This is a genomic window from Pseudomonas sp. NPDC089396 (assembly GCF_044749545.1).
Lineage (GTDB): Bacteria > Pseudomonadota > Gammaproteobacteria > Pseudomonadales > Pseudomonadaceae > Aquipseudomonas.
In genome coordinates, this window is the sequence record NZ_JBIVIC010000018.1 from 45,920 (window position 1) to 69,481 (window position 23,562).

At 63.2% G+C, this 23,562-nt stretch carries 17 protein-coding genes; 12 read left to right on the plus strand and 5 right to left on the minus strand.

Going from position 1 to position 23,562, the window contains the following annotated elements; genetic code table 11:
* Positions 1 to 123 precede the first annotated feature (123 nt).
* The 3 genes from ACIPZB_RS24760 (at position 124) to lhgO (ending at position 2,725) form a co-directional block, all read left to right on the plus strand.
* Entirely contained in the window at positions 124 to 477 is a 354-nt protein-coding gene (locus ACIPZB_RS24760; RefSeq protein ID WP_400643144.1) for a hypothetical protein, read from the plus strand.
* A gap of 200 nt (positions 478 to 677) precedes the next feature.
* Positions 678 to 1,385 carry a FadR/GntR family transcriptional regulator gene (locus ACIPZB_RS24765; RefSeq protein WP_008092794.1) on the plus strand — a complete coding sequence of 236 codons (708 nt, stop codon included), beginning with the start codon at positions 678 to 680 and terminating at the stop codon, positions 1,383 to 1,385.
* A 101-nt stretch (positions 1,386 to 1,486) separates the two neighbouring features.
* A complete protein-coding gene (gene lhgO, locus ACIPZB_RS24770; protein ID WP_400643145.1) occupies positions 1,487 to 2,725 on the plus strand; it encodes an L-2-hydroxyglutarate oxidase in 1,239 nt (412 codons plus the stop codon).
* Between the two features lie 64 nt (positions 2,726 to 2,789).
* Here lhgO and ACIPZB_RS24775 read toward each other — a convergent pair whose 3' ends face one another.
* Positions 2,790 to 4,073: a DUF2235 domain-containing protein gene (locus tag ACIPZB_RS24775; protein WP_400643146.1), complete on the minus strand. Its 1,284-nt coding sequence runs from the start codon at positions 4,071 to 4,073 to the stop codon at positions 2,790 to 2,792.
* A gap of 186 nt (positions 4,074 to 4,259) precedes the next feature.
* Between ACIPZB_RS24775 and ACIPZB_RS24780 the strand changes: the two genes are divergently transcribed.
* The 6 genes from ACIPZB_RS24780 to ACIPZB_RS24805 are packed head-to-tail and all read left to right on the plus strand — an operon-like array spanning position 4,260 to position 11,071.
* On the plus strand, positions 4,260 to 5,219 hold the full coding sequence (locus tag ACIPZB_RS24780; RefSeq protein WP_008092799.1) for a MoxR family ATPase: 960 nt from the start codon (positions 4,260 to 4,262) through the stop codon (positions 5,217 to 5,219).
* Positions 5,220 to 5,223: 4 nt separating this feature from the next.
* Positions 5,224 to 6,168: a DUF58 domain-containing protein gene (locus ACIPZB_RS24785; RefSeq protein ID WP_400643147.1), complete on the plus strand. Its 945-nt coding sequence runs from the start codon at positions 5,224 to 5,226 to the stop codon at positions 6,166 to 6,168.
* Positions 6,165 to 6,659 carry a DUF4381 domain-containing protein gene (locus ACIPZB_RS24790; protein ID WP_008092803.1) on the plus strand — a complete coding sequence of 165 codons (495 nt, stop codon included), beginning with the start codon at positions 6,165 to 6,167 and terminating at the stop codon, positions 6,657 to 6,659. Before ACIPZB_RS24785 ends, ACIPZB_RS24790 begins: the two co-directional genes overlap by 4 nt.
* On the plus strand, positions 6,652 to 7,728 hold the full coding sequence (locus ACIPZB_RS24795) for a vWA domain-containing protein (protein ID WP_400643148.1): 1,077 nt from the start codon (positions 6,652 to 6,654) through the stop codon (positions 7,726 to 7,728). Before ACIPZB_RS24790 ends, ACIPZB_RS24795 begins: the two co-directional genes overlap by 8 nt.
* Positions 7,725 to 9,449, plus strand: coding sequence for a tetratricopeptide repeat protein (locus ACIPZB_RS24800; protein WP_400643149.1), 1,725 nt, complete (start codon positions 7,725 to 7,727; stop codon positions 9,447 to 9,449). Before ACIPZB_RS24795 ends, ACIPZB_RS24800 begins: the two co-directional genes overlap by 4 nt.
* Positions 9,446 to 11,071: a BatD family protein gene (locus ACIPZB_RS24805; protein ID WP_400643150.1), complete on the plus strand. Its 1,626-nt coding sequence runs from the start codon at positions 9,446 to 9,448 to the stop codon at positions 11,069 to 11,071. Before ACIPZB_RS24800 ends, ACIPZB_RS24805 begins: the two co-directional genes overlap by 4 nt.
* A 92-nt stretch (positions 11,072 to 11,163) precedes the next feature.
* On the opposite strand, the gene ACIPZB_RS24810 is transcribed toward ACIPZB_RS24805, so the two are convergent.
* From ACIPZB_RS24810 to ACIPZB_RS24825, 4 genes are read right to left on the minus strand one after another with little or no spacing between them, the layout of a single operon-like run.
* Positions 11,164 to 11,583 carry a hypothetical protein gene (locus ACIPZB_RS24810; RefSeq protein WP_400643151.1) on the minus strand — a complete coding sequence of 140 codons (420 nt, stop codon included), beginning with the start codon at positions 11,581 to 11,583 and terminating at the stop codon, positions 11,164 to 11,166.
* A 60-nt stretch (positions 11,584 to 11,643) separates the two neighbouring features.
* Positions 11,644 to 12,642 carry a DUF6396 domain-containing protein gene (locus tag ACIPZB_RS24815; protein ID WP_400643152.1) on the minus strand — a complete coding sequence of 333 codons (999 nt, stop codon included), beginning with the start codon at positions 12,640 to 12,642 and terminating at the stop codon, positions 11,644 to 11,646.
* Positions 12,643 to 12,644: 2 nt separating this feature from the next.
* Complete coding sequence (locus ACIPZB_RS24820) at positions 12,645 to 14,564, minus strand: phosphatidylserine/phosphatidylglycerophosphate/cardiolipin synthase family protein (protein WP_400643153.1); 1,920 nt, start codon at positions 14,562 to 14,564, stop codon at positions 12,645 to 12,647.
* Positions 14,565 to 14,576: 12 nt separating this feature from the next.
* The gene (locus ACIPZB_RS24825) at positions 14,577 to 17,453 is read right to left on the minus strand and encodes a type VI secretion system Vgr family protein (protein WP_400643154.1); all 2,877 of its coding nucleotides are present in this window, start codon (positions 17,451 to 17,453) and stop codon (positions 14,577 to 14,579) included.
* A gap of 537 nt (positions 17,454 to 17,990) precedes the next feature.
* On the opposite strand from ACIPZB_RS24825, the gene ACIPZB_RS24830 reads away from it, so the two are divergent.
* From ACIPZB_RS24830 to ACIPZB_RS24840, 3 genes are read left to right on the plus strand one after another with little or no spacing between them, the layout of a single operon-like run.
* Positions 17,991 to 19,229 (plus strand): exonuclease SbcCD subunit D C-terminal domain-containing protein, encoded by a 1,239-nt coding sequence (locus ACIPZB_RS24830; RefSeq protein WP_400643155.1) that lies wholly within the window; start codon positions 17,991 to 17,993, stop codon positions 19,227 to 19,229.
* The gene (locus tag ACIPZB_RS24835; protein WP_400643156.1) at positions 19,226 to 22,870 is read left to right on the plus strand and encodes an AAA family ATPase; all 3,645 of its coding nucleotides are present in this window, start codon (positions 19,226 to 19,228) and stop codon (positions 22,868 to 22,870) included. The genes ACIPZB_RS24830 and ACIPZB_RS24835 overlap by 4 nt, the downstream gene beginning before the upstream one ends.
* A complete protein-coding gene (locus ACIPZB_RS24840) occupies positions 22,867 to 23,460 on the plus strand; it encodes a glutathione S-transferase (RefSeq protein ID WP_400643157.1) in 594 nt (197 codons plus the stop codon). Before ACIPZB_RS24835 ends, ACIPZB_RS24840 begins: the two co-directional genes overlap by 4 nt.
* Positions 23,461 to 23,562 lie beyond the last annotated feature (102 nt).

The window sequence follows — 23,562 nt, forward strand, 5'->3', positions numbered from 1 at the left end:
GACTGATCGGTCATTGCCGCTTGCAGCGCTGCGACAATTTCGGTCAAGGGGGGGTAACTTTACGTTTATGGATGCCGACAACACTGTCAGAATTCCCTTTCATTTCCTTGATCCGAGCCCGCCATGCAAATCAATACCGCCCTGCTCTTCGCCACCCCCTGCGACGACGAGGAAGACAACATGGCGACCTTGTGCTGCCACAGCGACAAGGGCCAGATGTTCCTGCTGACCCGTTATCCGGACGAGGACACCGTCGACCTGACCCTGGACGACGAGCCTTCGACACTGGATGGGTTGAAGGTGACCTTGAGTGCCCAGCGGTTGCTGATCGAGGTGGCGGCTGGGGATCGCGATGCGCTGAAGGGTGATGAAGCGCTGGAGATCGTGCTGACATCGGCGGGGACTGACCTGGGAGAGGTCGAGCTGACCCTGCGCAATATCCTCGATGGCACCGGGACCTTCGTCAGCGAGCTTTGAGTTTTGCCTGCGCCGGCCCTATCGCCGGCAAGCCGGCTCCCACAGGTGCACCACATAATCTGAATTGTGTGCCGTACCTGTGGGAGCCGGCTTGCCGGCGATAGGGCCCTGACAGACAACCTCACAACACCTTGAACCATTGACAGCCCACACCCACGACAGGCATTGTCTGACAACCTGACTACTAGGCAACCGCTTCCATGCTAGAGCTCCAGCGCCCCGACACCCTGGTCGAACGGGTTGTCAACGCCATCCGCGCCGAGATCGATTCCGGCCGCCTGGCCGCCGAATCGCGCCTGCCCACCGAACAGCAACTGGCCGAACAGCTCAATGTCAGCCGTTCGGTGGTGCGCGAGGCCGTGGCGCAGCTCAAGGCCGATGGCGTGCTGATCGCCCGTCGCGGGCTCGGCTCTTACATCTCGCAAACGCCCAACGGCACCGTATTCCGCTTCCCCGCCAGTCAAGGGCGCAAGCCGGACCTGGTGCAGATGTTCGAAATGCGCCTGTGGATCGAAACCCAGGCCGCCGCCATCGCCGCGCGCCGCCGCGACCCGCATGACCTGGCGAACATGGCCGAGGCCCTGCAGGCCATGCGCGACAAACGCAGCGACTTCGCCACTGCCTCGGCCGCAGACGTGGCCTTCCACCGGGCCATTGCCGAAGCCAGCAAGAACGATTACTTCGTGGCCTTCCACGACTTCCTCGGCGGCCAGCTGGCCAGCGCGCGACGCACCGCCTGGGAAAATTCCGCGCACTCGGCAGGCGGTTCGGCGGATGCCAGCCATGAGCACCAGGCGCTGTACCAGGCCATTGCCGACGGTGATCGCCAGGCAGCGGCGGCTTGCGCCGAAGCCCACCTGCGCGCCTCGGCCAAACGTCTGAAGATCGACCTTCCCGCCCTCGACTGACCCGGAGAATCCTTCGCGGCCTGGCGAGGCCTTGCGCACGCACTACTTAGTCTGACAACCTGATAAGCAGTCAACCGATAAAAACTTCAAGGTACTCCTGCATGACTTACGACTACTGCATCATCGGCGGCGGCATCGTCGGCCTCGCCACTGCGATGGCCCTGCTGCAACAGCGCCCCGGCGCGTCCTTGCTGATCCTGGAAAAGGAAACCAGCCTCGGCCGCCACCAGACCGGCCACAACAGCGGCGTAATCCATGCAGGTATCTACTACGCCCCGGGCAGCCTCAAGGCCGAGCTGTGCAAGCGCGGCGCCCAGGCCACCAAGGATTTCTGCCGCGAGCATGACATCGCCTTCGACGTCTGCGGCAAGCTGCTGGTGGCCTCCAACCCGCTGGAAATGCAGCGCATGCAGGCGCTGTACGAACGCTCGCAGCAGAACGGCCTGAAGGTCGAGCGCCTCGACGCCGCCGAGCTCGCGCGCCGCGAACCGAACATCGCCGGCCTCGGTGCGCTGTTCGTCGACGCCACCGGCATCGTCGACTACAAGCAGGTGTGCTACGCCATGGCCAAGGTCATCGAACAGGCCGGTGGCGAAGTGCGCCTGGGCACCACCGTGCAGGCCATCCGCGAGCTGGGTGAGCATGTCGAGATCCGCGACCAGAACCAGACCTGGTACGCCCGCCAGCTGGTCGCCTGCGCCGGCCTGCAATCCGACCGCCTGGCGCGCCTGGCCGGGGTCAAGATCGACCACCAGATCATCCCGTTCCGCGGCGAGTACTACCGCCTGCCGGCCAGCAAGAATCAGATCGTCAACCACCTGATCTACCCGATCCCCGACCCGGAGCTGCCGTTCCTCGGCGTGCACCTGACACGCATGATCGACGGCAGCGTCACCGTCGGCCCCAACGCCGTGCTGGGCTTTGGCCGGGAAAACTATCGCAAGTTCGGGGTCAACTGGCGCGATGTAGCCGAGTACGCGCGCTTCCCGGGGTTCTGGAAAACCATCTGGAACAACCTCGGCTCGGGCACCACCGAGATGAAGAACTCGCTGTTCAAGCGTGGCTACCTGGAGCAATGCCGCAAGTATTGCCCGTCGCTGCAAGTCGAGGACCTGCTGCCCTATGAAGCCGGCATTCGCGCCCAGGCGGTGATGCGCGACGGCACCCTGGTCCACGACTTCCTGTTCGCCGAGACCCCGCGCATGGTGCATGTCTGCAACGCCCCGTCGCCGGCTGCCACGTCGGCTATTCCGATCGGCGAGATGATCGCCGAGAAGATCCTCAAGCAGGACACCGCTACAAAGACTCAGGCGCGCAAGCGTTCGACCTCGAACAACTGAGGCGCTGCGGCGCTGTCGGTGCCTTCGCGGGTGTGAAGTCGCCGACAGCGCCAACCCTCACTGATCAGCTGGGCGGATTGTCATGCACTACCCTGCCACCCGCGGCGGGTCGGTCTATGTACAGCATGTCCAGCCCACTGTTGCGTAACCCCTTGAAGGCATTCCAGTGCGCCGACGTGTGCACGTACTTGCGGTGCAGCAAGGCGTGCTCAGCGGGCGTGAGCTGCGGTTGAAGGCAACGTCCAAGCGCAAAGTCATGCAGTTTGCGGCTGATCACCTGCAGCTCCTCAGGCAGCCGATGCGCTTCGTCCTCGCCCAACACTACGAACGGCACGCCACCCCTCACCGCCAGTTCACGCATGACGCTCAGGTACACCCGCGAGAGATGCCCGCTCACCTCACGCTCCCGGTACACCGCGGCGTACACCTGTTTTTCGGGGGCGTCCCGCCTGCCCCGGTGCCCGGCCAAGGGCTCCTCCCAGACCTGGACACGAGCCCGAGGTTCATCCAGCCCCGCGAACGCCGAGGCCAGCAAGGCATCGACGGCCCTATACGCCGGGGTGCGCTCGGCCGGGGTGGTCGCCAGCACCCGGCTCGATTGCGGCTTGCACAACAGCACCTGCTCGCGCAGGGAACGCGGATAGCCCCCGCCGATGTTCGAGTGAACCCCGGGCACGACAATATCGTTGTCGCTGCGTATCAGCGGGAAGTTGTGTCGCTGCTCATCGCCGGCCACCAGTTGCACCACCTGCCGTGCAATGCCTTGGCCAAGCCCCAGCTGCAGGCCATCGTAATCGTCATTGGCGGGGTCGAAGTTGCCCCGTAACGGCGCAACGATCGCCGCCACGGTGTCGAACAGGCCAATGAACTCAATCACCCTGAGGCCTTGCAACGCGGTCGGTAGACCCTGCCCGCCCTTGGCCAACCTGTTGGCCAGATGCCTGGCCGCTGCCGCGCCGCGGCTGAAACCGAACAGGTCGAACGCGATATACCCGGGCAACACCTGGGGAGAGCTCGCCAGGCATTGGCGCACTTGCTCCGCCACGTCGAGCAGTGCCTTTTCCACACGCGCCTGTACACCTGTATCCCCTCTGCCGGTTAACCCGTCAAAGACTGAGTCGGGCGCCCCTTCGACAGTGCCAACGCCCTCGACATAGCGCTTGAGGACGAACTGATCGCCTACCCGGCCACTGGGGTAAAGCGCGTGCAACAGACCGATGTTGCTCGGGGCATTTGCGTAACTGCCTGCTTCGCCGCCGCAAGGGTCCATGGCATTGGCCTGATTGTTGCCGGTGCCGTCAAAGAAGATGCCCACCCTTAGTCTGGCTTGGCCATGCTGCTTGTCCATCGTCACGCTCCTTCATGAATTGGAGCGAACAAGCAAGCGACGACTGACGCCGGCAAAACATCGGCGAATACCGCAATCATCCAGCGCAGATTTCGACGCAGCACCGCGGATAGATTAAAGTATCCCCCCTTGCCAGGTCAGTTGCGCTCCGCGCGCACCCTGGCCCCATTCCAGGAACCGTCATCGATGGAACACCGTGAAGCGCTGATCGCGCTGCGCACCTTTCTTTCCTCGCAGATTCTCGGCCAGGAAAAGCTTGTCGAACGTCTGTTGATCGTGCTGCTGGCCGACGGCCACATGCTGGTCGAAGGTGCGCCTGGCCTGGCCAAGACCAAGGCCATCAAGGAGTTGGCCGAGGGCATCGAGGCGCAGTTCCATCGCATCCAGTTCACCCCCGACCTGCTGCCGGCCGATATCACCGGCACCGAAATCTATCGCCCGGAAACCGGCAGCTTCGTGTTCCAGCAGGGGCCGATCTTCCACAACCTGGTGCTTGCCGACGAAATCAACCGCGCCCCGGCCAAGGTCCAGTCGGCCTTGCTCGAAGCCATGGGCGAGCGCCAGGTCAGCGTCGGGCGCAGCACGTATGACCTGTCGCCACTGTTCCTGGTCATGGCCACGCAGAACCCGATCGAGCAGGAAGGCACCTACCCGCTGCCCGAAGCGCAGCTCGACCGTTTCCTGATGCACGTGAAAATCGGCTTCCCCGACGCCGCCGTGGAGCGGCGCATTCTCGCCCAGGCCCGCGGCGAAGCCCTGGGCGGCGAGGTGAAGCCTGAGCGACGGGTCAGCCAGCTGGCGATCTTCGCCGCGCGCAAGGAAATCCTCGGCCTGTACATGGCCGACGCGGTGGAGGAGTACCTGGTGCAACTGATCATGGCCACCCGCACCCCCGGCAAGTTCGATACCGAAATGGCCGACTGGATCGCCTACGGCGCCAGTCCGCGCGGCTCCATCGCCCTGGACCGCTGCGCGCGTGCCCACGCCTGGCTAGCGGGGCGCGACTTCGTCAGCCCCGAAGATATCCAGGCCGTGCTGTTCGACGTGCTGCGCCACCGCATCATCCTGTCGTTCGAAGCCGAAGCCGCGGGGATCGACCAGGACCGCGTGGTCCAGCGCATCCTCGACGTCGTCGCTGTTGCCTGAGCCCATGCCCTGCGCGCAGCAAGCCGAACCCGGAATCCGCATCGGCCTCGCCGAGCTGATCGACATGCGCCACCGCGTGCGCGAGATCCAGCTGTTTTCCCGCCCTGGCCAGCGCAGCCCGCTGGTCGGCCTGCACCATTCCAAACTGCGCGGACGTGGCGTGGACTTCGACCAGGTGCGTGTCTACCAGGCCGGAGACGACGTGCGCAACATCGACTGGCGTGTCACCGCCCGTACCCAGGAGCCGCATACCAAGCTGTTTCACGAGGAGCGTGAACGACCCATCTTCATTCTCGTGGAGCAAAGCCAACGCTTGTTCTTCGGTTCGGGCCAGATGTTCAAGTCGGTGCTGGCTGCCGAGGCCGCCGCGCTGTTCGGCTGGGCTGCCCTGGGCCATAACGACCGCATCGGCGGGCTGGTGTTCGGCGACAACGAGCACCACGAGATCAAACCGCGGCGCAGCAAGCAAAGCCTGCTGCAATTGCTCAACCGCCTGGCCAAGGTCAACCAGGCGCTGCACACTGAGGCCGTGCCCCAGGCCGACAGCCTCGGCCTGGCCCTGCGCCGCGCCCGGGAAGTGCTGCGCCCCGGCAGCCTGGCCATCGTGATTTGCGACGAGCGCTCGCTCAGCCCCCAGGCCGAGCAACACCTGGCCATGCTCTCGCGCCACTGCGATTTGCTGTTGATGCCCGTTTCCGACCCGCTCGACCACGCCCTGCCCGCCGCCGGTCTGCTGCGCTTTGCCCAGCGCAGCGCGCAGCTGGAGCTCGACACCCTGGACGCCAACCTGCGCCAGGCCTACCGTCAACAGGCAGAAGCACGTATCGACCGCTGGGAGTTGATGGCGCAGAAGCTGCGTGTGGTGCTGATGCCGCTGAGCACCCAGAGCGAAATGATCGAGCAGTTGCGTGAATACCTGAACGCCCAGCGCCCAGGGAGCGGTCAATGAATCCGCTGGATCAACTGCAACCGTTGATTGCGCCGCCGGCGATCGGGCTGTGGCCACCGGCGCCTGGCTGGTGGCTGCTGCTCGCGCTGCTGCCCGCCCTGGCCTGGGGACTGTGGCGGCTGCGCCACTGGCGCCCGGGCAAGCGCCGCGTGGTACGGGCCGAACAACCGCTGGACCCAGTACGCGAGGAAGCCCTGGCCGAGCTCGCCCGCTTGCCACGCCCCTATGACGGCGCGCCGGCGGGCGCCTGGCTGCAGCAGATCAACGCGTTGCTCAAGCGTTTGTGCCGCAACCACTACCCCGGCGCCAACAGCCATACCCTCAATGGCCGCCAGTGGCTGGCCTTTCTCGACAACCGCTGCCCGGCCGCCGGCCTGACGCGCTGGATGGTGCTGGTCGAAGGCGCCTACAAGCCCGAGTGCAAGCTCGACGACAAGGCGATCGCCGGGCTCAGCCAGGCCGTCGAAACCTGGATCCGCAAACATGTTTGAACTGGCCTGGCCGTGGATCTTCCTGCTGCTGCCGCTGCCCTGGCTGGCGCGCCTGCTGCTGCCCGCTGCCGACAGCGGCGAGCCGGTGCTCAAGGTCGGCTTCCTTCATGAGCTGGAACGCCTGGCCGGACGCCGGGCGCGACTGAACCTGCCGACCTGGCGACAGCAGGCACCGTTCGTGCTGATCTGGTTGCTGCTGCTACTGGCCGCCGCCCGCCCGCAATGGCTCGGCGAACCGGTACCTGTCGCCGCCAGTGGCCGCGACCTGCTGGTGGCCGTGGATGTGTCAGGTTCCATGGACTTCCCCGACATGCAGTGGAAGGACGAAGAGATCAGCCGCCTGGAGCTGGTCAAGGCACTGCTTGGCGACTTTCTCCAGGACCGCGAAGGCGACCGCGTCGGCCTGATCCTGTTCGGCAGCCAGGCCTACCTGCAGGCACCGCTGACCTTCGACCGGCGCACCGTGCGCACCTTCCTCGACGAAGCGCAGATCGGCATCGCCGGCAAGAACACCGCCATCGGTGACGCCATTGGCCTTGCGGTCAAGCGCCTGCGCCAGCGCCCGGCACAAAGCCGGGTGCTGGTGCTGATCACCGACGGTGCCAACAACGGCGGGCAGATCCACCCGCTGACCGCCGCCCGCCTGGCTGCCCAGGAAGGCGTGCGCATCTACACCATCGGCATCGGCGCCAACCCCGAAGCCAGCGGCACCCCCGGTCTGCTGGGTCTGAACCCGAGCCTGGACCTGGACGAAGCCTCGCTCAAGGAAATCGCCGATCTGACCCATGGCGCCTACTTCCGCGCCCACGACGGCGCCGAACTGGACGCCATCGGCGATACCCTCGATGAATTGGAACCGGTGGCGCAACAGCCGACCCAGGCGCGCACCGCCACAGCCCTGTACGCCTGGCCATTGGCCCTGGCCCTGCTGCTCAGCGTATTGCTGGTGGTGGCCGTGCAATGGCCGGACAACCTGCTCCAGCGTGCGCTGCGCAGGCCGCGTTTCCTGCAGCCCCACCCGGAATGGCGTGAGCGCCTCAAACGGCTACGCCTGAGGAAGCGGCGATGATCGATCTCTGGCCGCAATGGCTACGCCCCCTCTGGCTGCTTGTCGTGCCGCTGCTCGCCTGGCTGCTGTTCAAGCTCTGGCACCGGCGCAAACGTGCCGGGCGCTGGCAGATGATCTTGCCGCCGGCGTTCCACCCCGTGCTGCTCGGCGGTGGCAAGGGCAGCAACAGCAAACTACCTTGGGTCGCCCTGGGCCTGGCCTGGTTGCTGGTGGTACTGGCCCTGCTCGGGCCAAGCTGGCAGCGCCTGGAAGAATCCCGCCAGCGCCCGGCCGACCCGCTGGTGATCCTGCTCGAACTGACCCCGCAGATGCTCGCCGAGGACACGGCCCCCAACCGCCTGGAACAGGCCCGGCGCAAGATCCTCGACCTGCTCGAACACCGCCGCGACAGCCAGACCGCGCTGATCGTCTATGCCGGCAGTGCGCACACCCTGGTGCCGCTGTCCGATGACCTGGGCACCACGCGCAACCTGCTCGAGGCCATCGACCCGTCGATCATGCCGCAACCCGGCCAGCGCGCCGACCTCGCCGTGCAGAAAGGCCTGGCATTGCTGGCCCAGAGCGGCCTGGGCCAGGGCCGCCTGCTGCTGATCGGCTCGGCGCTGAGCGCGCCGGAGCGCCAGGGCATCGTCCAGGCCCTGGGCCGCCAGGGCCCGAGCCTGTCGATGCTGGGCATCGGCAGTGCCGAGGGTGCACCGGTGCGCCAGGCCAATGGCGAATTTCTCAAGGATGAGCAAGGCGCGATCCTCGTGCCGCGCCTGGACACCCCGGGCCTCAAGGCGTTCATCAGCGGCACCGGTGGACGCTACCGCCATGCCCGCATCGATGACCTCGACCTGCGCGGCCTCGGCCTGTTCGACAACCCGCGCAGCCTGCGCAACGACGGCCACAACGTGCAACTCGACAGTTGGGCCGACCAAGGCTACTGGCTGCTGCTGCCCCTGTTGCTGCTGGCCGCCTGCGCCGGGCGTCGGGGCTGGCTGTTCTGCCTGCCGCTGCTGCTGGCCTTGCCGCAACCGAGCCAGGCGTTCGAACTCGATGACCTGTGGCTGCGCCCCGACCAGCAGGGCCAGCGCCTGCTCGAAGACAATCGCCCCGCCGAGGCCGCGCGCCACTTCCTGGACCCGCAGTGGCGCGGCATGGCCTTGTATCAGGCCGGCGACTATGCCGCTGCCGCCAAGGCCTTCGCCCAGGGTAACAACGCCGCGGCACACTACAATCGTGGCAATGCCCTGGCCCGCGGTGGTGAATTCGAAGCGGCGCTGGATGCCTACGATCAGGCCTTGGAACGCCAGCCCGATCTGCAGCCGGCCCTGGCCAACCAGGCACTGGTCCAGCAACTGCTGCAGCAACGCCAGGCGCAGGCCGAAGAACAACCGGCCAACAGCGATGCCCAAGACACGCCCGGCAGCGAAACCGAGGGCAACAGCAGCTCGGCCAGCAGCCAGGCCCAAGGCACACCTGGCCAGGAGCAACCCGCCAGCGCCGAACAAGCCGGCGATAGCAACAGCAACAGCAACAGCCAGGCAACCCCCGGTAACCAGGCAGGCGATGACGACGGCGTGACCCAGCCGCCCCAGCGGCCGATCTCGACCAGCCTCGATGCCGAGCAGCGCCAGGCCCTTGAACAATGGCTGCGGGAGATCCCCGACAACCCGGCGGAGCTGCTGCGGCGCAAATTCTGGTATGAACAGCAATTGCATCAGGAAACCCCACGATGAGTCGCCTCGGCGTCTTTCTTCTCAGCCTGTTGTGGGCCCTCCTCGCCCAGGCCGAACCGACCCTGCAGGCCAGCGTCGACCGCGCCCGCCTGGAAGCGGGCGAAACCCTGGAGCTGACCCTGGAAAGCCAGGACGTCACCCAGTTCGGCAAGCCCGACCTGCGCGCACTGGAGGGCGACTTCGAAGTGCGTGGCACACGCCAGTTGAACAGCCTGCACACCCTCGACGGCGAGACACGCGCCAGCACGCGCTGGATCATCACCCTGCTGCCACGGCGCAGCGGCAACCTGCGCATCCCCGAGTTGCAACTGGGCCAGTCGCAAAGCCAGCCCATCGAGCTGCAGGTGCTGCAGGCCGATGCCAACCGCCAGGGCACGGCGTCCCAGGTATTCGTTGAAGCCACCCTCGACAGCGATCAGGTGTACGTCCAGGCCCAGGCCGTGCTGACCTTGCGCATCTACCATTCGGTGTCGCTGTACGACGACAGCAGCCTGAGTCCGCTGGAGCTGGAAAACGCCAAGGTCGAACCACTGGGCGAATCACGCACCTACGAGAAGGAAATCAACGGCGTGCTCCACGGCGTGATCGAAACGCGCTATGCGGTCTATCCGCAGCAAAGCGGCGCGTTGGACATCCCACCGCTGACCTTCACCGCCACCGCCGCCGACAATGCGCCAGCGTCCAACGGCACCGCGCGGGCAGGTCGCCAGGTCCAGGTCAGTTCATTGCCACTGCACCTGGCGGTACGCCCTGTTCCAGCCGACTGGCCGGCCGACACGCCCTGGCTACCGGCCCGCAGCCTGAGCCTGGAAGAGCACTGGAACCCGGACCCAAGCAGCCAGCAGACGCAGATTGGCGACTCCCTGACCCGCAGCATCACCCTGCGCGCCGAGGGCCTGTCGAGCACTCAGCTGCCGCAATTGCCCGCCACCGAGATCGTCGGCCTGCGCCGCTACCCGGACCAGCCACTGCTGCGCAACGAGATCAGCGAACGCGGCATGACCGCCAACCGCGAGGAACGCGAGGCGCTGGTGCCGACCCACAGCGGTGAACTGGCCCTGCCGGCGCTGGAGGTCACCTGGTGGAACACCCGTGAAGACCACCTGGAACACAGCAGCCTGCCCGCGCGCACCCTGGACGTGCAGGACAACCCGGCCTTGAGCGCCGACACCCCGGCCAGTGATGCCAGCGGCAGCAGCGCGCTGCTGTGGCCCTGGCAGCTCGCCACGCTGGTGCTCGCCTTGACCACGGTGCTCGGCTTCGCCCTGTGGTGGCGCGCCCGTTCGCAGCCGGCCGTGCTGCGCGCCGCGCAGAACGGCCCAAGCCCGCGCACCTTGCTCGACGACCTCAAGCGCGCGTGCCAGGCCAACGACCCGCAGGCCACCCGCCAGGCGCTGGATGCCTGGGCCCGGCAGCAGCCGGAAACCCTGGCCGAGATGGCGGCGCGGTTCGTGCCGTTGTCGGATGCGCTGGATGGGTTGAATGGGGCGTTGTATAGCGAGAGTGGCCAGTATTGGCAGGGCGAGGATCTGTGGCGGGCGATCGGGACGATTCCGCCGGCGGAGCAGGTGTTGTTGCCTGCGGGCGAGAGTGGGAGCTTGCCGCCGTTGTATCCGAAGTGAGGGGTTTGGGTTGAGAAGGGAATGCCTCAGGCTCTTCAGCGCCTGTGAGATCTAGCGCCGCCCACGCGGCGCTTCGCGAGCTTTGATCGCGCCTATTTTGTTTCGGGCCAATCAGTCCCTTGGGATTTGCGCGCGAACTCTTTGGCGCTGGATTCGATATCGCGTGGTACAAAGGGGGCGTTATCAGGCAAGTGATCGGCCTCTAATGTGGGTGCCGATGCATTTGCTTTGAATGTGAATACAAGCATTAGGCAGGCCTGTATAAAAAGGTAGATAGAAAGATAGTAAAAGGCCTCATACCTGCCTTTACTGACCCCATAGAGCACGATTGAGTAATAAGCGCCAGGAAGCGACAGCGCACATGATATCAAGCACTGATATTTAGGAATGCGAGCCAAAGGTCTTTTCCCGCCAACTAAAAAAACCACTGCCTTGATGGGCGCATAAAACGCCCCGTAAACCGGGAGCGCTAATAACACTGCAGCAAGTGCATAAAACAAGTAATCTGGCATGTGCTGTCCCTTAGTCAAATAGAGATCTATGCTACCAGGGCAATTTGCGCCACTCACATTCTACAGCGCAAGCCCCGTCTCTGGGTCAAGACGTTTCTCCTCACACAACCGCTTAACTAAATCCTGGCTGGGCTTTACCGGGTCTTTTTTCGACGCACGCTCTTTCTGCCATTGAAACGAACCATCCCACTTGGGTAACTCGGCTGGCGGAAGAGGTACGATAGCGTCAATATCGGGCAGCTTTGCTCCAAGCTGCTCATTTTCCTCTAGAAATTTACTTATTTTCTTGTATCTTACAGAGCGCTCTTTATCGGCTCCCAATGCAATATAATAAAGACTGTCCTCTGGCGGACCGTCAAAAGCTTCTCCAAGTTTTCTGGCTGAAGCAGAATCTCCTGATTTTACGCCTTGCTGATAAATCGGCACTGCTTCTTTGTACTTGGCACTTACGCGTAGAGAAACAGCCAAATTCTCCGCAGCTCGCCTATGTCCTTGGAACGCGGCGCAACGACGCATCTCTGTCACTACGCTATGTGTTCCTATAACACGGCCTAGCATACTTGCGACATAGAACTGCGCATCAGGGCTTCCCAAGTCTGCCGCCTTACGGAAATAAGCGTTTGCTTTATCGCGATCCTGCTCGACGCCATACCCCATCTCAAGGTAATGTGCCATATCATAATAGGCGCCAGGTATGCCTTGAGCGATAGCGCTTTCAACGAGTTCAATCGTTTCCTTTTGTGGATCGGGAGAGCTAGCCAACCCCTGAGAGATGAGCACTTGCAAATTGGTAGAAGCTTTGTAGTGACCATGAGATGCAGCAATACGATAGTATTTTGCAACTTCATTATAATTTTTGGGCCCTTCCTGCTGCTCAAGGAAAAGACCGTATTTATAAAGTAGATCTGCGTCTAAATCCAAAGATGGAAGCACATCTGCTTCACGACGACATTCAAACGCCAAGTCGTCAGACGTTTTTAACGGATCCATTGCACTCGCCTCTGATGCTGTAGTTAAAGCAGTGAAAAAAAGGCATGTAGAAAATATATAGTTATGCATTTCTAGTCCAGGTTTTTACGTGCTGGGCTGTCGCGAAAGAATTCAATTAGCGAAGCGTAAGGCGCTTTTTTCTCATCGATTGATGGTGTTTTATTTTGTTCTTGACGTTGATTATTTTCCAACATGATATCGTTCCACTTGAGAAATGCTTCCGCTGCATCGTCTTGCGCGCCCATCCCCTTCGTATGTATATCCCAAAGCTGCTTGCGCAGAGGCTTTGACAAGGCTGGGCTTTCATGACAAATGTTCAGCTCGCTGTCGACCTCCATGCTGCGTATATTTATATTGGCAGAGCCTAACGTCGTGAATACATCATCAATTATCGCTAGCTTGCTATGAATGTAAACGGGCAGCCAGTTATCGGGTGGTGAATCAGGCGCGACCAATGTACATATGTGAACCTTGAGTCCCGGAATCTCTACCGGAACAATGGCTGCTGCTTTCTTGAGCGGAATTGAAGCCTCAAGCGCCTTCTGCCTGGCCTCTGCCGCTACGACTTTGGCTTCACGCTCATCTTTCATTTTTTGCAACAGCTTGGGATCCAAGCTTTGTGCAACATAGTTCAATGATAACAAGGATTGTCTGGCGCTAATCGTTTCTGAGCGCGCCTGCCTTAGTTGTTCATCGAGCTTGTCATTTCGCTCAAGCTTTGAAACGGTGGGCAGAACATCTTTCCGACCCAGACTGCTCAACATCCTGTAAGTATTCATTGTGCCGTCACCCATGCCTTCGTCGCTTGAGTTAGTCACGACAAACAGGTGAATTGCTCCGTGCTTCGCATGGCTTCTGCCCCACTCCAGCTGTTTTTGCGCAGCGTTTTTAATTGCCGTCGCAACAGGCTCCCATCTGAAATATTGATTCTCCATGTAAATATAATTTGTAACGTTGTTGGTCGCTTTCAGATAAAGCGCCTTGATATCATGCACACCTTCTTGCTGCTGCGTACGAAGTAGCTGCGCCATAATAGGCGTGCCTGCGTCGGATCGAACCTTTAACTTCGCTGCACTATTTTTTCGCTGCGACAGCAGGTCGACGCCGGTTCGACGCTTCCACGCTTGACAAAAATTATGGTTAAGGTGCTCAAGAATCGGCCCTGTTACTTTACTGGAGATATCCTGCCGCGGCGTGGCACCATTTCTACCAAACCGAGCGTGCATCCTCGCATAGCTGTGATCGTCTTTGTCCCAGTAGGCGTCTAACGTGTTGTGCCCCATGACAAAGCCTATGGCATTTTCGGGCTTTTCATAATCAATGAGAACCATCTTTTGATGGTGAGTAGGCGCAGCAGTCATCGCCCCAGTGGTCTGAAATTTATTGTTTTTTGTACCGTTCTTATCTTCACCGTTCACGAGAAGCTGCCATGCAATCTCCACGCGCTCAATAAACCCAAAATCCCGCGTCGCAAATTCGACATTTTTCAGGTAGTAGGGAGAAAACTTCATTATTGAGTTCTGATCGGCTACTCCGGTGAATCGCGCTTGATCATACCACTGCCTGTCATACTCTTCTTGCGCGTCATTACGATTTTGCTTACCTTTGGAAAAGCTACTAATTACATTGTTACCGGGCGTTGGGTTTTCAATGAATTGTGCCAGCGGCATATACCAGCATAGAATCCTGACCTTTACGCCTTCGGCCCCTTTTTTAACCAGTAAATCCCCTATACACAAATCACCCGCATTACCCGTACGTTTGAAATACATGGAAGGCTGGAAACCCCAGCAAATGTAATCGATACTTGTGGTGGCGGCCATGATCGCGTCATACAGTGCGCCAAACGCGCGCTCGCCGTTTACCAAGGGCTCAAATGTTGCCGGGACGGGGTGGTACTCTGTTTTTTGTAAAAACCACGGAAGCGTCAACGTGGTTGACGTTGTTTTACCCGTGGCGATCGGAGAAGTAATTGAGTTGGCGGATGTCATTTAATTCTCCTCTTAATCCGGGTTATTGAGCGATGCATAGCTGTCTCTGAAAACGCTACGCGTTCCGGGCTGATTGACATCCGGATGCGTCTTGCTTTCGTGACGATGGAACCCGCTGTTGGCCAGTTCGGCATTTTTCTGTTCTCCCTTGTACTGGCCGCCTACGGGTATGTCATAGCGGATGCCGTTTGCCAGTTCTACGGTATAGCCAGTTATCGTCGGGTGGTGATCGACATCGATCATTCCGGTCTTGTCCATCACCCCCTGCCCGATCATTGAGCCGCCAGCATAAAGTTTGTAAGGCATGCCGGCCCAAGCGCCTGAGCTTCCCGCATTTGTATTGCCGGCAAAAAATGACAGGCTCTGGGTCACAGACGATTCAGGCCAGGCTGGGTTCTCCCGGTTGAGCTGCGCCGGCCCGCTGAACGTCTTCTTCGCCCCCTTGATATCGATCGTGCCTGGCGCATGAATCTCGATGTTGCCGTCCTTGATCCGGATGTACCCGCCACCGCTGGTGAGCAGGATGCCGTCCTGTGCAGCGATTTCGATGCCGGCGGCGGTGGAAGTGATCTTCATGCCTTGTTTGGCAGTCAGCTCCATCGCATCGCTCTGTGCCTGCAGCTGGACCTTGCCCTTGGCCGCGAACAGTCGGGCTCCGGCGTTCTGCGCAAACAGGCTGATGCCCTGCGCTACGCTGGCGAGCAGCGACTTGCCGCTGGCGATGCTGACATCCTCACCGGTACTCACGGTCAGGTGCTTGCCGCTGTGCAGGTGGGTGTTCTGCGGGGTGGCGGTCGCAATGTCGGCTGGGGAGGAGGCGATCAGCAGTGGCTTCTGGTACCCCGGGGTCTTGCCGCGGCCGCCGCTGCGGATGGCCCAGGCGGTGTCGCCGCCGTTGCGTTGCTGCTCGCTCGGGCCCTGGCTCGGGCTGCTGTTGTCGCTGCCGTAGGTGACGTCGGCGTCGGCGTTGAGCTGGGTCAGGCTATCGAGGCCGGCTTGCAGGGCGTCGGCGTTATGCTGTTTGGCGGTGTCGGAGAGGGTCTTGAGCCGCTGCTCGCTGTTGCGCAGCTGCTGTTGGGCTTCGCTGACGTCGAGCTGGGCGCCCTGGGCATTGCTGCGCTTCCAGGTGCTCAGGTACAGGCCTTGCTGGGCGCGCAGGGCGCCGTAGGCGTCGGTGCGCAGCTCGAAACCGGTACCGCGCAGGGCGCCGCGGTTGTTGCCGCGCTGATCGATTAGGTAGCCGAGGTTGAGCTGGCTGTGGCCGTGGCTGCTGTGCAGCTGGGTGCGCACCTGGCCGGTGGAGTCGTCCATCACCCACTGGTTGAAGCCGCCGCCGCCGACTTCCTTGCTCTTGTAGCCGCTCATCAGACCGCTGGAGTGCCAGGCCGGCTTATGGCCGCCGTAGACCTGACCCATGATCAGCGGGCGGTCGATGTCGTTGTCGAGGAAGGTGACCACCACTTCTTCACCGGCACGCGGCACGTGCACGCTGCCCCAGTCGGGGCCGCTGCTGGGTTGCAGCATGCGCAGCCAGCACGAACTCAATTCACCGTCCTGGCTCAGGCGGTCCCAGTGGAAGCGCACGCACAGCCGGTTGAGGCTGTCGGTGAACACTTCGTGGCCGCTGGGGGTGACCACCACGGCGGTCTGTGGCCCGGGGTGGGCGGGTTTGGCATGCTCGGCGGGACTGCGAAACGGCACGCTGCGCAACTGGCCTTCGAAACGGTTGAGATAGAAGCCGTGGCTGTTGACGCCCAGCGTGCCGGCCGCGTCCTCCAAGGCGGAAGGCTCAGGGCGCACCGCCTTGAACAGCGGGGCCAGGCTACCCGGCGCCTCGCGCCGCTCGCGGGCCATGGGCAGGTTGCTCTGGGCAAAGAACTGCACCTCGATCAGCAGGAACTGACGCGCCTCGGCCGCCTTGCGGGCATAGAGCGGGTGGTCGGTCAGCTCGAACCAGCGTCCGGCCTGCATCTGGCGCACGCCACCCTGACCCTGTACACGCCGGGCCTGGGACTCGCGCTGCTCGATCTGCACCCGGCTGAGCCAGTCGCCCCGCTCCTGCTTCTGCCAACCGTACTGCCCCTGATACTCGTAACGCTCCAGCGCCTGCGGCGCAGAAGCGGCTTGCAGGGCCGGCATCACGGTTTCCCGGGGCTGGCCGTGGACCTGGTAATCGACGCTGCGCCAGTTCAGCTTGCAGCTGAGCAACTGTGAACCGCTGCTCCACTGGGTGATGCCGTCCTGCTTTTCAGTGGCACTCTGGGTATGGAAACGCACGCATTGCGGTGCCAGGGCGGGCAAGGTATCGACGGTGTCGGTAAAGACGATGCAGTGCTTGTCGGCCGTGTGCTCGACGTACCAGAAAATACCTTCCTGTTCGCACCAGCGCTGCACGAACTGGGCATCGCTCTCGTTGAACTGGGTGACGTAGGACAACGGGGCGTATTCGCGGCGCAGGTCCAGACGGAAGTTGCCCTTGGCCTGTTCGTACAAGGCAAAGACCGCTTCGAAAATGGCGGGCAGGGACTTGTCCTGCCAGATGCGGCAATCGGTGCGGTATTCGAGGAGACTGAACCAGGGCGCGAAGACCAGTTGCCAGTCGTGCAGGCCGCCGTCACTGCCCAGATAGCGCACGCTTTCGACCAGACCGTGGCGCTGGGCAGAGCTGCCGTCATCGCAGAGTATGGCGAGGCTGACGGGCTGCCCGATGAGCTGCTCGGGATCGTATTCGGTGTCCTGCACCAGCACATCGAGGGTGTAACGGGGCACACGGCCAAGCCGCTCGACGCCGTGGACGCGCTGGGCGTGCAGCTGATGCTCGCCCAAGGGCGTAGTGAGTTGCAGGAGACGGCCACTCTGACTGAGGGCGGTTGCGAAGGTCAGGTCCATTGAAAAAACTCCGTTCACTGGCAGCACACACCGAAAGCAGCTTAATGCTTCGCCAGGGCCAAGTGCGAAGTGCGATTACGCCAGCTGTGAACTTCATCGCACAGTGCATGAAGGCTTTCAGGATTGACTCAGAGAGGGTCTTGAGCAACGGCGCGATACCGCCAAAAGCACCGGCCCTGGGTGCTTGTCGCAGGCGCCAATGCTTTTTTCAACGCGGGCAGCCTTGGGGCTGTTGATAAACAAGCTGGGTACAGCCGCTCGGTCAGATCCTTGAGCATTGTTGCTTCCTTGAGGTTCAAAAATCGGAAACTAGGACACAGGAAATAGACCGTCAATAGACGAAATGTTCAATGCGAAAGCACATTCGTAGGACGCAAACCACAATGTGCCCAAGGCCGCTCCAGCCCAGCAACGCCGATTGCCGGCGCATGCACTTACCTGCCCTACCGCCCTGGCTTGGGTTACCATACCCGGCTGCGCAACGCCCATCATTCACGCCAAGCCCCGGCTTGCCGACTCGACACCAACAGGTCATCCATGCGTCTGTTTCACACCTCCGACTGGCACCTGGGCCAAAGCCTGCACGGCCAGGAACGCGACTTCGAACACGCCTGCTTCCTCGACTGGCTGCTCGGCCAGTTGCACCTGCGCCAGCCTGATGCGCTGCTGATCGCGGGCGATATCTTCGACACGGTCAACCCACCGGTCAAAGCCCAGGAGCGGCTCTACGACTTCATCGTCCAGGCCCACGAGCAGCAGCCGAAACTGGACATCGTGATGATCGCCGGCAACCACGACTCCGGCTCGCGCATCGAGCTGCCCGCCGCACTCATGCGCCGCCTGCGCACCCATGCGCTGGGCCGGGTGCACTGGCTCGACGAAGGCCAGCTGGATGCCGAGCGCCTGCTGATCCCGCTGACCAATGGCCGTGGCAAGGTCGCCGCCTGGTGCCTGGCCCTGCCCTTCCTGCGCCCGGCCGAAGTCACCGGCCCGCAGTTGGGCGACGACTACCTGCAAGGCATCACCCAGGTGCACCAGCAACTGATCGCCGCCGCCCAGAAGAAGCGCAAGAAGGACCAGGCGCTGATCGCCATCAGCCATGCGCACATGGCCGGTGGCGCGGTGTCCGAGGACTCCGAGCGCAGCCTGATCATTGGCAACGCCGAAGCCTTGCCGGCCAAGTTGTTCGACAAGGACATCAGCTACGTTGCCCTGGGCCACTTGCACAAGCCGCAGAAGGTCAACCGCGAAGCCCGTATCCGCTACAGCGGCTCGCCGATCCCGCTGTCGTTCGCCGAAATCAACTACCCACACCAGGTACTGGAAGTCGAACTGCAGGGCAGCGAACTGCTCAGCGTCGAACCACGACCTGTGCCACGCGCCGTGGCCCTGCAACGCTTGGGGCCTGCGCCGTTGGGCGAGCTGCTCAGCGCACTTGCCGAGCTGCCGGTGATTGACCTGCTGGAAGACCCCAACCGGCAACCCTGGCTGGAAGTGCGCGTGCAACTGGACGAGCCGCAACCGGACCTGCGCCAGCAGATCGAGGGTGCCCTGCACGGCAAGGCGGTGCGACTGGTGCGCATCAGCGCCGAATATGCCGGCAGTGGCGGTCAGGACGACGATGACCTGGCCTTCGTCGAGCTGTCACAGATGACCCCGCAGGATCTGTTCAGCCGCGCCTGGGAGCAGGCCTATGGCAACCCCGTCGACGAGCAGGCCCTGGCCGACTTCGCCCTGCTGCTGCAGGACGTCCAGCTGGAAGAGGAACAGCCATGAAGATTCTCGCCATCCGCCTGAAGAACCTGGCATCGCTGGCCGGCCCGGTAGACATCGACTTCACCGCCGAACCCCTGGCCAGCGCCGGCCTGTTCGCCATCACCGGGCCCACCGGGGCCGGCAAGAGCACCTTGCTCGACGCCCTGTGCCTGGCCCTGTTCGGTACCGTGCCGCGGCTCAATGACATCGGCCGTGAAGCCAAGGTGCCCGACGCCGACGGCGACATTCCCACCTCCGACCCGCGCAACCTGCTGCGCCGTGGCACCGGCAGCGGCTTTGCCGAAGTCGACTTCGTCGGCATCGACGGCCACCGCTACCGTGCGCGCTGGGAAGCCAATCGCGCCCGTGACAAGGCCAGCGGCAAGCTGCAGAACAGCCGCCAAAGCCTCTACGACCTGGACAGCGAACAGCTGCTGGGCAGCGGCAAGAACGAATACAAGCAACTGATCGAAGCCCGCCTGGGCCTGAACTTCGAGCAGTTCACCCGCGCGGTGATGCTGGCGCAAAGCGAATTCGGCGCCTTCCTCAAGGCCGACGACAAAGAGCGCAGCGAGCTGCTGGAAAAGCTCACCAACACCGCCATCTACACCCGCCTCGGCCAGCGCGCCTTCAGCAAGGCACGGGAAACCGCCGAGGCGCACAAAGCGCTCAATGACCGTGCCAGCCACCTGCTGCCGATGGCCGCCGAAGCCCGCGCGGAACTCGACCAGCGCCTGGAACAGGCGCAGCAGCAGTTCAAGGCTGACCAGGCTGGCGAGCGCCAGCTGGAACAGCAACGCAAATGGCTCGATGAACAGCGCCAGCTGCAGGCCCAACACGCCGAAGCCGGCACGGCCCTGCAGGCTGCCGAGCACAACTGGCAGCAACTGGCCGAACAGCGCCTCGACCTGCAACGCCTGGAGCGCCTGGCGCCACAGCGCCACCAGTTCCACCGCCAGCAGATGCTCGATGCGCAGTTGGCCCCCCTGGCCGCGACCCTCACCGAACAGCAACGCCAGCAAGCCGAACTGCACGTGCGCACCGGCGAGCTGGAACAGGCGCTGGATGCAGCACGCCAGGCCCTGGCACAACACCAGGCACAGCACAGCGAGGATGCACCGCGCCTGCGCCAGGCCTTTGCCGGGCAGGACAGCCTGGCTCGCCTGGAGCAAGAGCAGGTGGCTCAACGCAGCGCCAGCGAGCAGGCCGACCAAGCGCTCGCCGAAGGCCAGCAGCACCTGCAGCAACTGGAAGAACACCAGCAGCGCAGCCTGCAGCAACTGGCGCAGATCGACACAGCCCTGGCCGACAGTCAGCACCTGGAGGGTCTGGCCAATGCCTGGCAAGCCTACCTGCCGCAACTCAAGCAGGTGATGCTCACCGGCGGGCGCCTGGCCAAGGGGCGCGAAGAGCTGCCCGGCCTGCAAGCCCGGGTCAGCCAGGCCAACGCACAGTTGCAGGCCGAGCGCGACGCCTTCGACCTGTTGTTCCAGGAAGCCGGGGCCGAACCCCAGGCGCTGGCGGAACAGATCGACCTGCTCGGCGGCATGCTGCAGGACAACCGTAAACAACAGCGCGCCGTCGAGGAGCTGTCGCGGTTGCATGGCCGCGAACTGGAACTGCGCCAGCAGCTCGATGCACTGCGCGAGCGCCAGCAGCAGGCCATGCAGCAACGCCAGCAGCTGATCGGCGAAGGCACGGCGGCCAAGGCGGAACTGGAAGCGGCCGAGCAGGCGCTCACCCTCACCCGCCAATTGCTGGCGCGCCAGCGCCTGGCACGCAACACCAGCGTCGAGGAACTGCGCGGCCAGCTGCGAGACGGCGAGCCGTGCCCGGTCTGCGGCAGCGCCGAGCATCCGTTCCACCAGCCTGAAGCGCTGCTGCAGAGCCTGGGCCGTCACGACCAGGCCGAAGAGGAAGCCGCGCAGAAGCAGGTCGATGCCCTCAACGACAAGCTGGTGGATTTGCGCACCCGACTGGGCGTGGTCAATGCCCAGCTCAAGGACTACCAACAGCAACAGGCCCAGCTGGGCGAGCTGTTGCAGCCGTTGCAGGCCCAGGTCCAGGCCCACAGCCTGTGGCCAGCCCTTGCACCCCAGGATGACAAGGCCCGCAGTGCCTGGCTCGACAGCCAGCTGCGCCGGCTCAACGATGAAATCAACCAGGACGAGAAGCGCCAAAGCGCCCTGCTCACCCTGCAAAAGGAATCCGCCCGCCTCAACCAGCAACTGCAGGCGGCGCAGCACGCCCAGCAGCAGGCGCAGCACCAGCTGGATCACCAGCACCAGGCCCTGGCCAACGATGAACAGCAACTGCAGCAAGGGCTGGACGACCTTGCCAGCGTCCTGCCACAGGAGGTGCTCAAGGCCCTGAGCGACGACCCGGCCCACGCCTTCCTCGCCCTCGACCAGCAGATCGCCCAGCGCTTGCAGCACCTGGAACAGCGCAAGGACGAGCAGCACGAGCAGCAAGCGCGCCAAGTGCAACTGGACAAACTGCGCGACCAGCAGCAGGTGCGGCTGCAGTCGCTGCAGCAACTGCAGCACAAGCTCGCCGCGCTGGACGAACAGCGTCAGCAGGCCCGGGCGTCCCTCGACCAACTGCTCGGTCAACACGCCAGCGCCGAAGCCTGGCAGCAGCATATGGACGCGCAGCTGGAGCAGGCCCGCGTGCTTGACGCCGACACCGCCCAGCGCCTGCAGGACCTGCGCACCCAAGGCGTGCAACTGGCCAGCGAACTCAAGGCCAATATCCAGCGGCAGCAGGCGCTGGACAGTGAATGCCAGCAGTTGCAGGGCGACATCGCCCAGTGGCGCGCGGCGCACCCGGAACTGGACGATGCCGGCCTGGACCGCCTGCTGGCCGTGGACGATGCCCAGCTCAACGAACTGCGCCAGCGTCTGCAAGGTGCCGAACGGGCCATCGAACAAGGCCGTGTGCTGCTGCAGGAGCGCGAGCAGCGCCTGCAGCAGCACAGCGCACAGATGACCGTGGAAACTTCGGCCCAAGCCCTGGAACAGGCGCTGGGCGAATTGCGCGAGCGCCTGTCCGGTCACGAACAGCAATGCGCCGAACTACGCGCCCAGCAGGCTGACGACCAGCGCCGGCAACAGGCGCACCAGGCCCTTGCAGGCGAGATCGAGCAGGCGTACCAGCAATGGCAGCGCTGGGCACGCCTCAACGCCCTGATCGGCTCGGCCTCCGGCGATGTATTCCGCAAGATCGCCCAGGGCTACAATCTCGACCTGCTGCTGCACCACGCCAACGCCCAGTTGCGCCAGCTGGCACGCCGCTACCGCCTCAAGCGCGGCGGCAGTGCCCTGGGCCTGCTGGTAATGGACACCGAAATGGGTGACGAACTGCGTTCGGTGCATTCGTTGTCCGGTGGCGAGACCTTCCTGGTTTCGCTGGCCCTGGCCCTGGGCCTGGCGTCGATGGCATCGAGCACGCTGCGGATCGAATCGCTGTTCATCGACGAAGGTTTCGGCAGCCTCGACCCCGAGTCGCTGCAACTGGCCATGGATGCCCTGGACGGCCTGCAGGCGCAGGGCCGCAAGGTGGCGGTGATTTCCCACGTGCAGGAAATGCATGAGCGCATTCCGGTGCAGATCCAGGTGCGCCGCCAGGGCAATGGCTTGAGTGACGTGGAGGTGTGCGGGTGATTCTCTACTCGTTCCGCCGCTGCCCTTGGGCCATGCGCGCGCGTCTGGCCCTGCGCTATGCCGGGTGTGAACTGGAGATCCGCGAGGTGGCGATGAAGCACAAGCCGGTCGAGTTGCTGGCCTTGTCGCCCAAGGGTACGGTGCCGGTGCTCGACACCGGTCACGGGGTGCTGGAAGAGAGCCTGGACATCATGCGCTGGGCGCTTGAACAGAACGACCCGCAGGACTGGCGCCTGCAGGCCGACCCCGCCGCCGCGCAGCAGGCCGACGCGCTGATTGCCCGCAACGACAGCGCGTTCAAGGCACAGGTGAATCTGTACAAGTATGCCGAGCGCTACCCTGAGCATTCACGGGAACATTATCGCCAGCAGGCCGAGCCTTGGCTGGCGACCCTGGAACAACTGCTCGAAGGCCGGTCGTACCTGCTGGCCGAGCATCCGAGCCTGGCCGATGCCGCCTTGCTGCCCCTGATGCGCCAGTTTGCCGGGGTCGAACCGCAGTGGTTCGCCGAGGCGGCTTATCCGCGCGTGCGGAGCTGGCTGGAGGGGTGGTTGGCGTCCGAGCTGTTCAAGGCCGTGATGGCACGCTGAACGCTGTTTTCTGTACTGGCCCTATCGCCGGCAAGCCGGCTCCCACAGGTAGCACGATGTTCAAGACCTGTGGTGTACCTGTGGGAACCGGCTTGCCGGCGA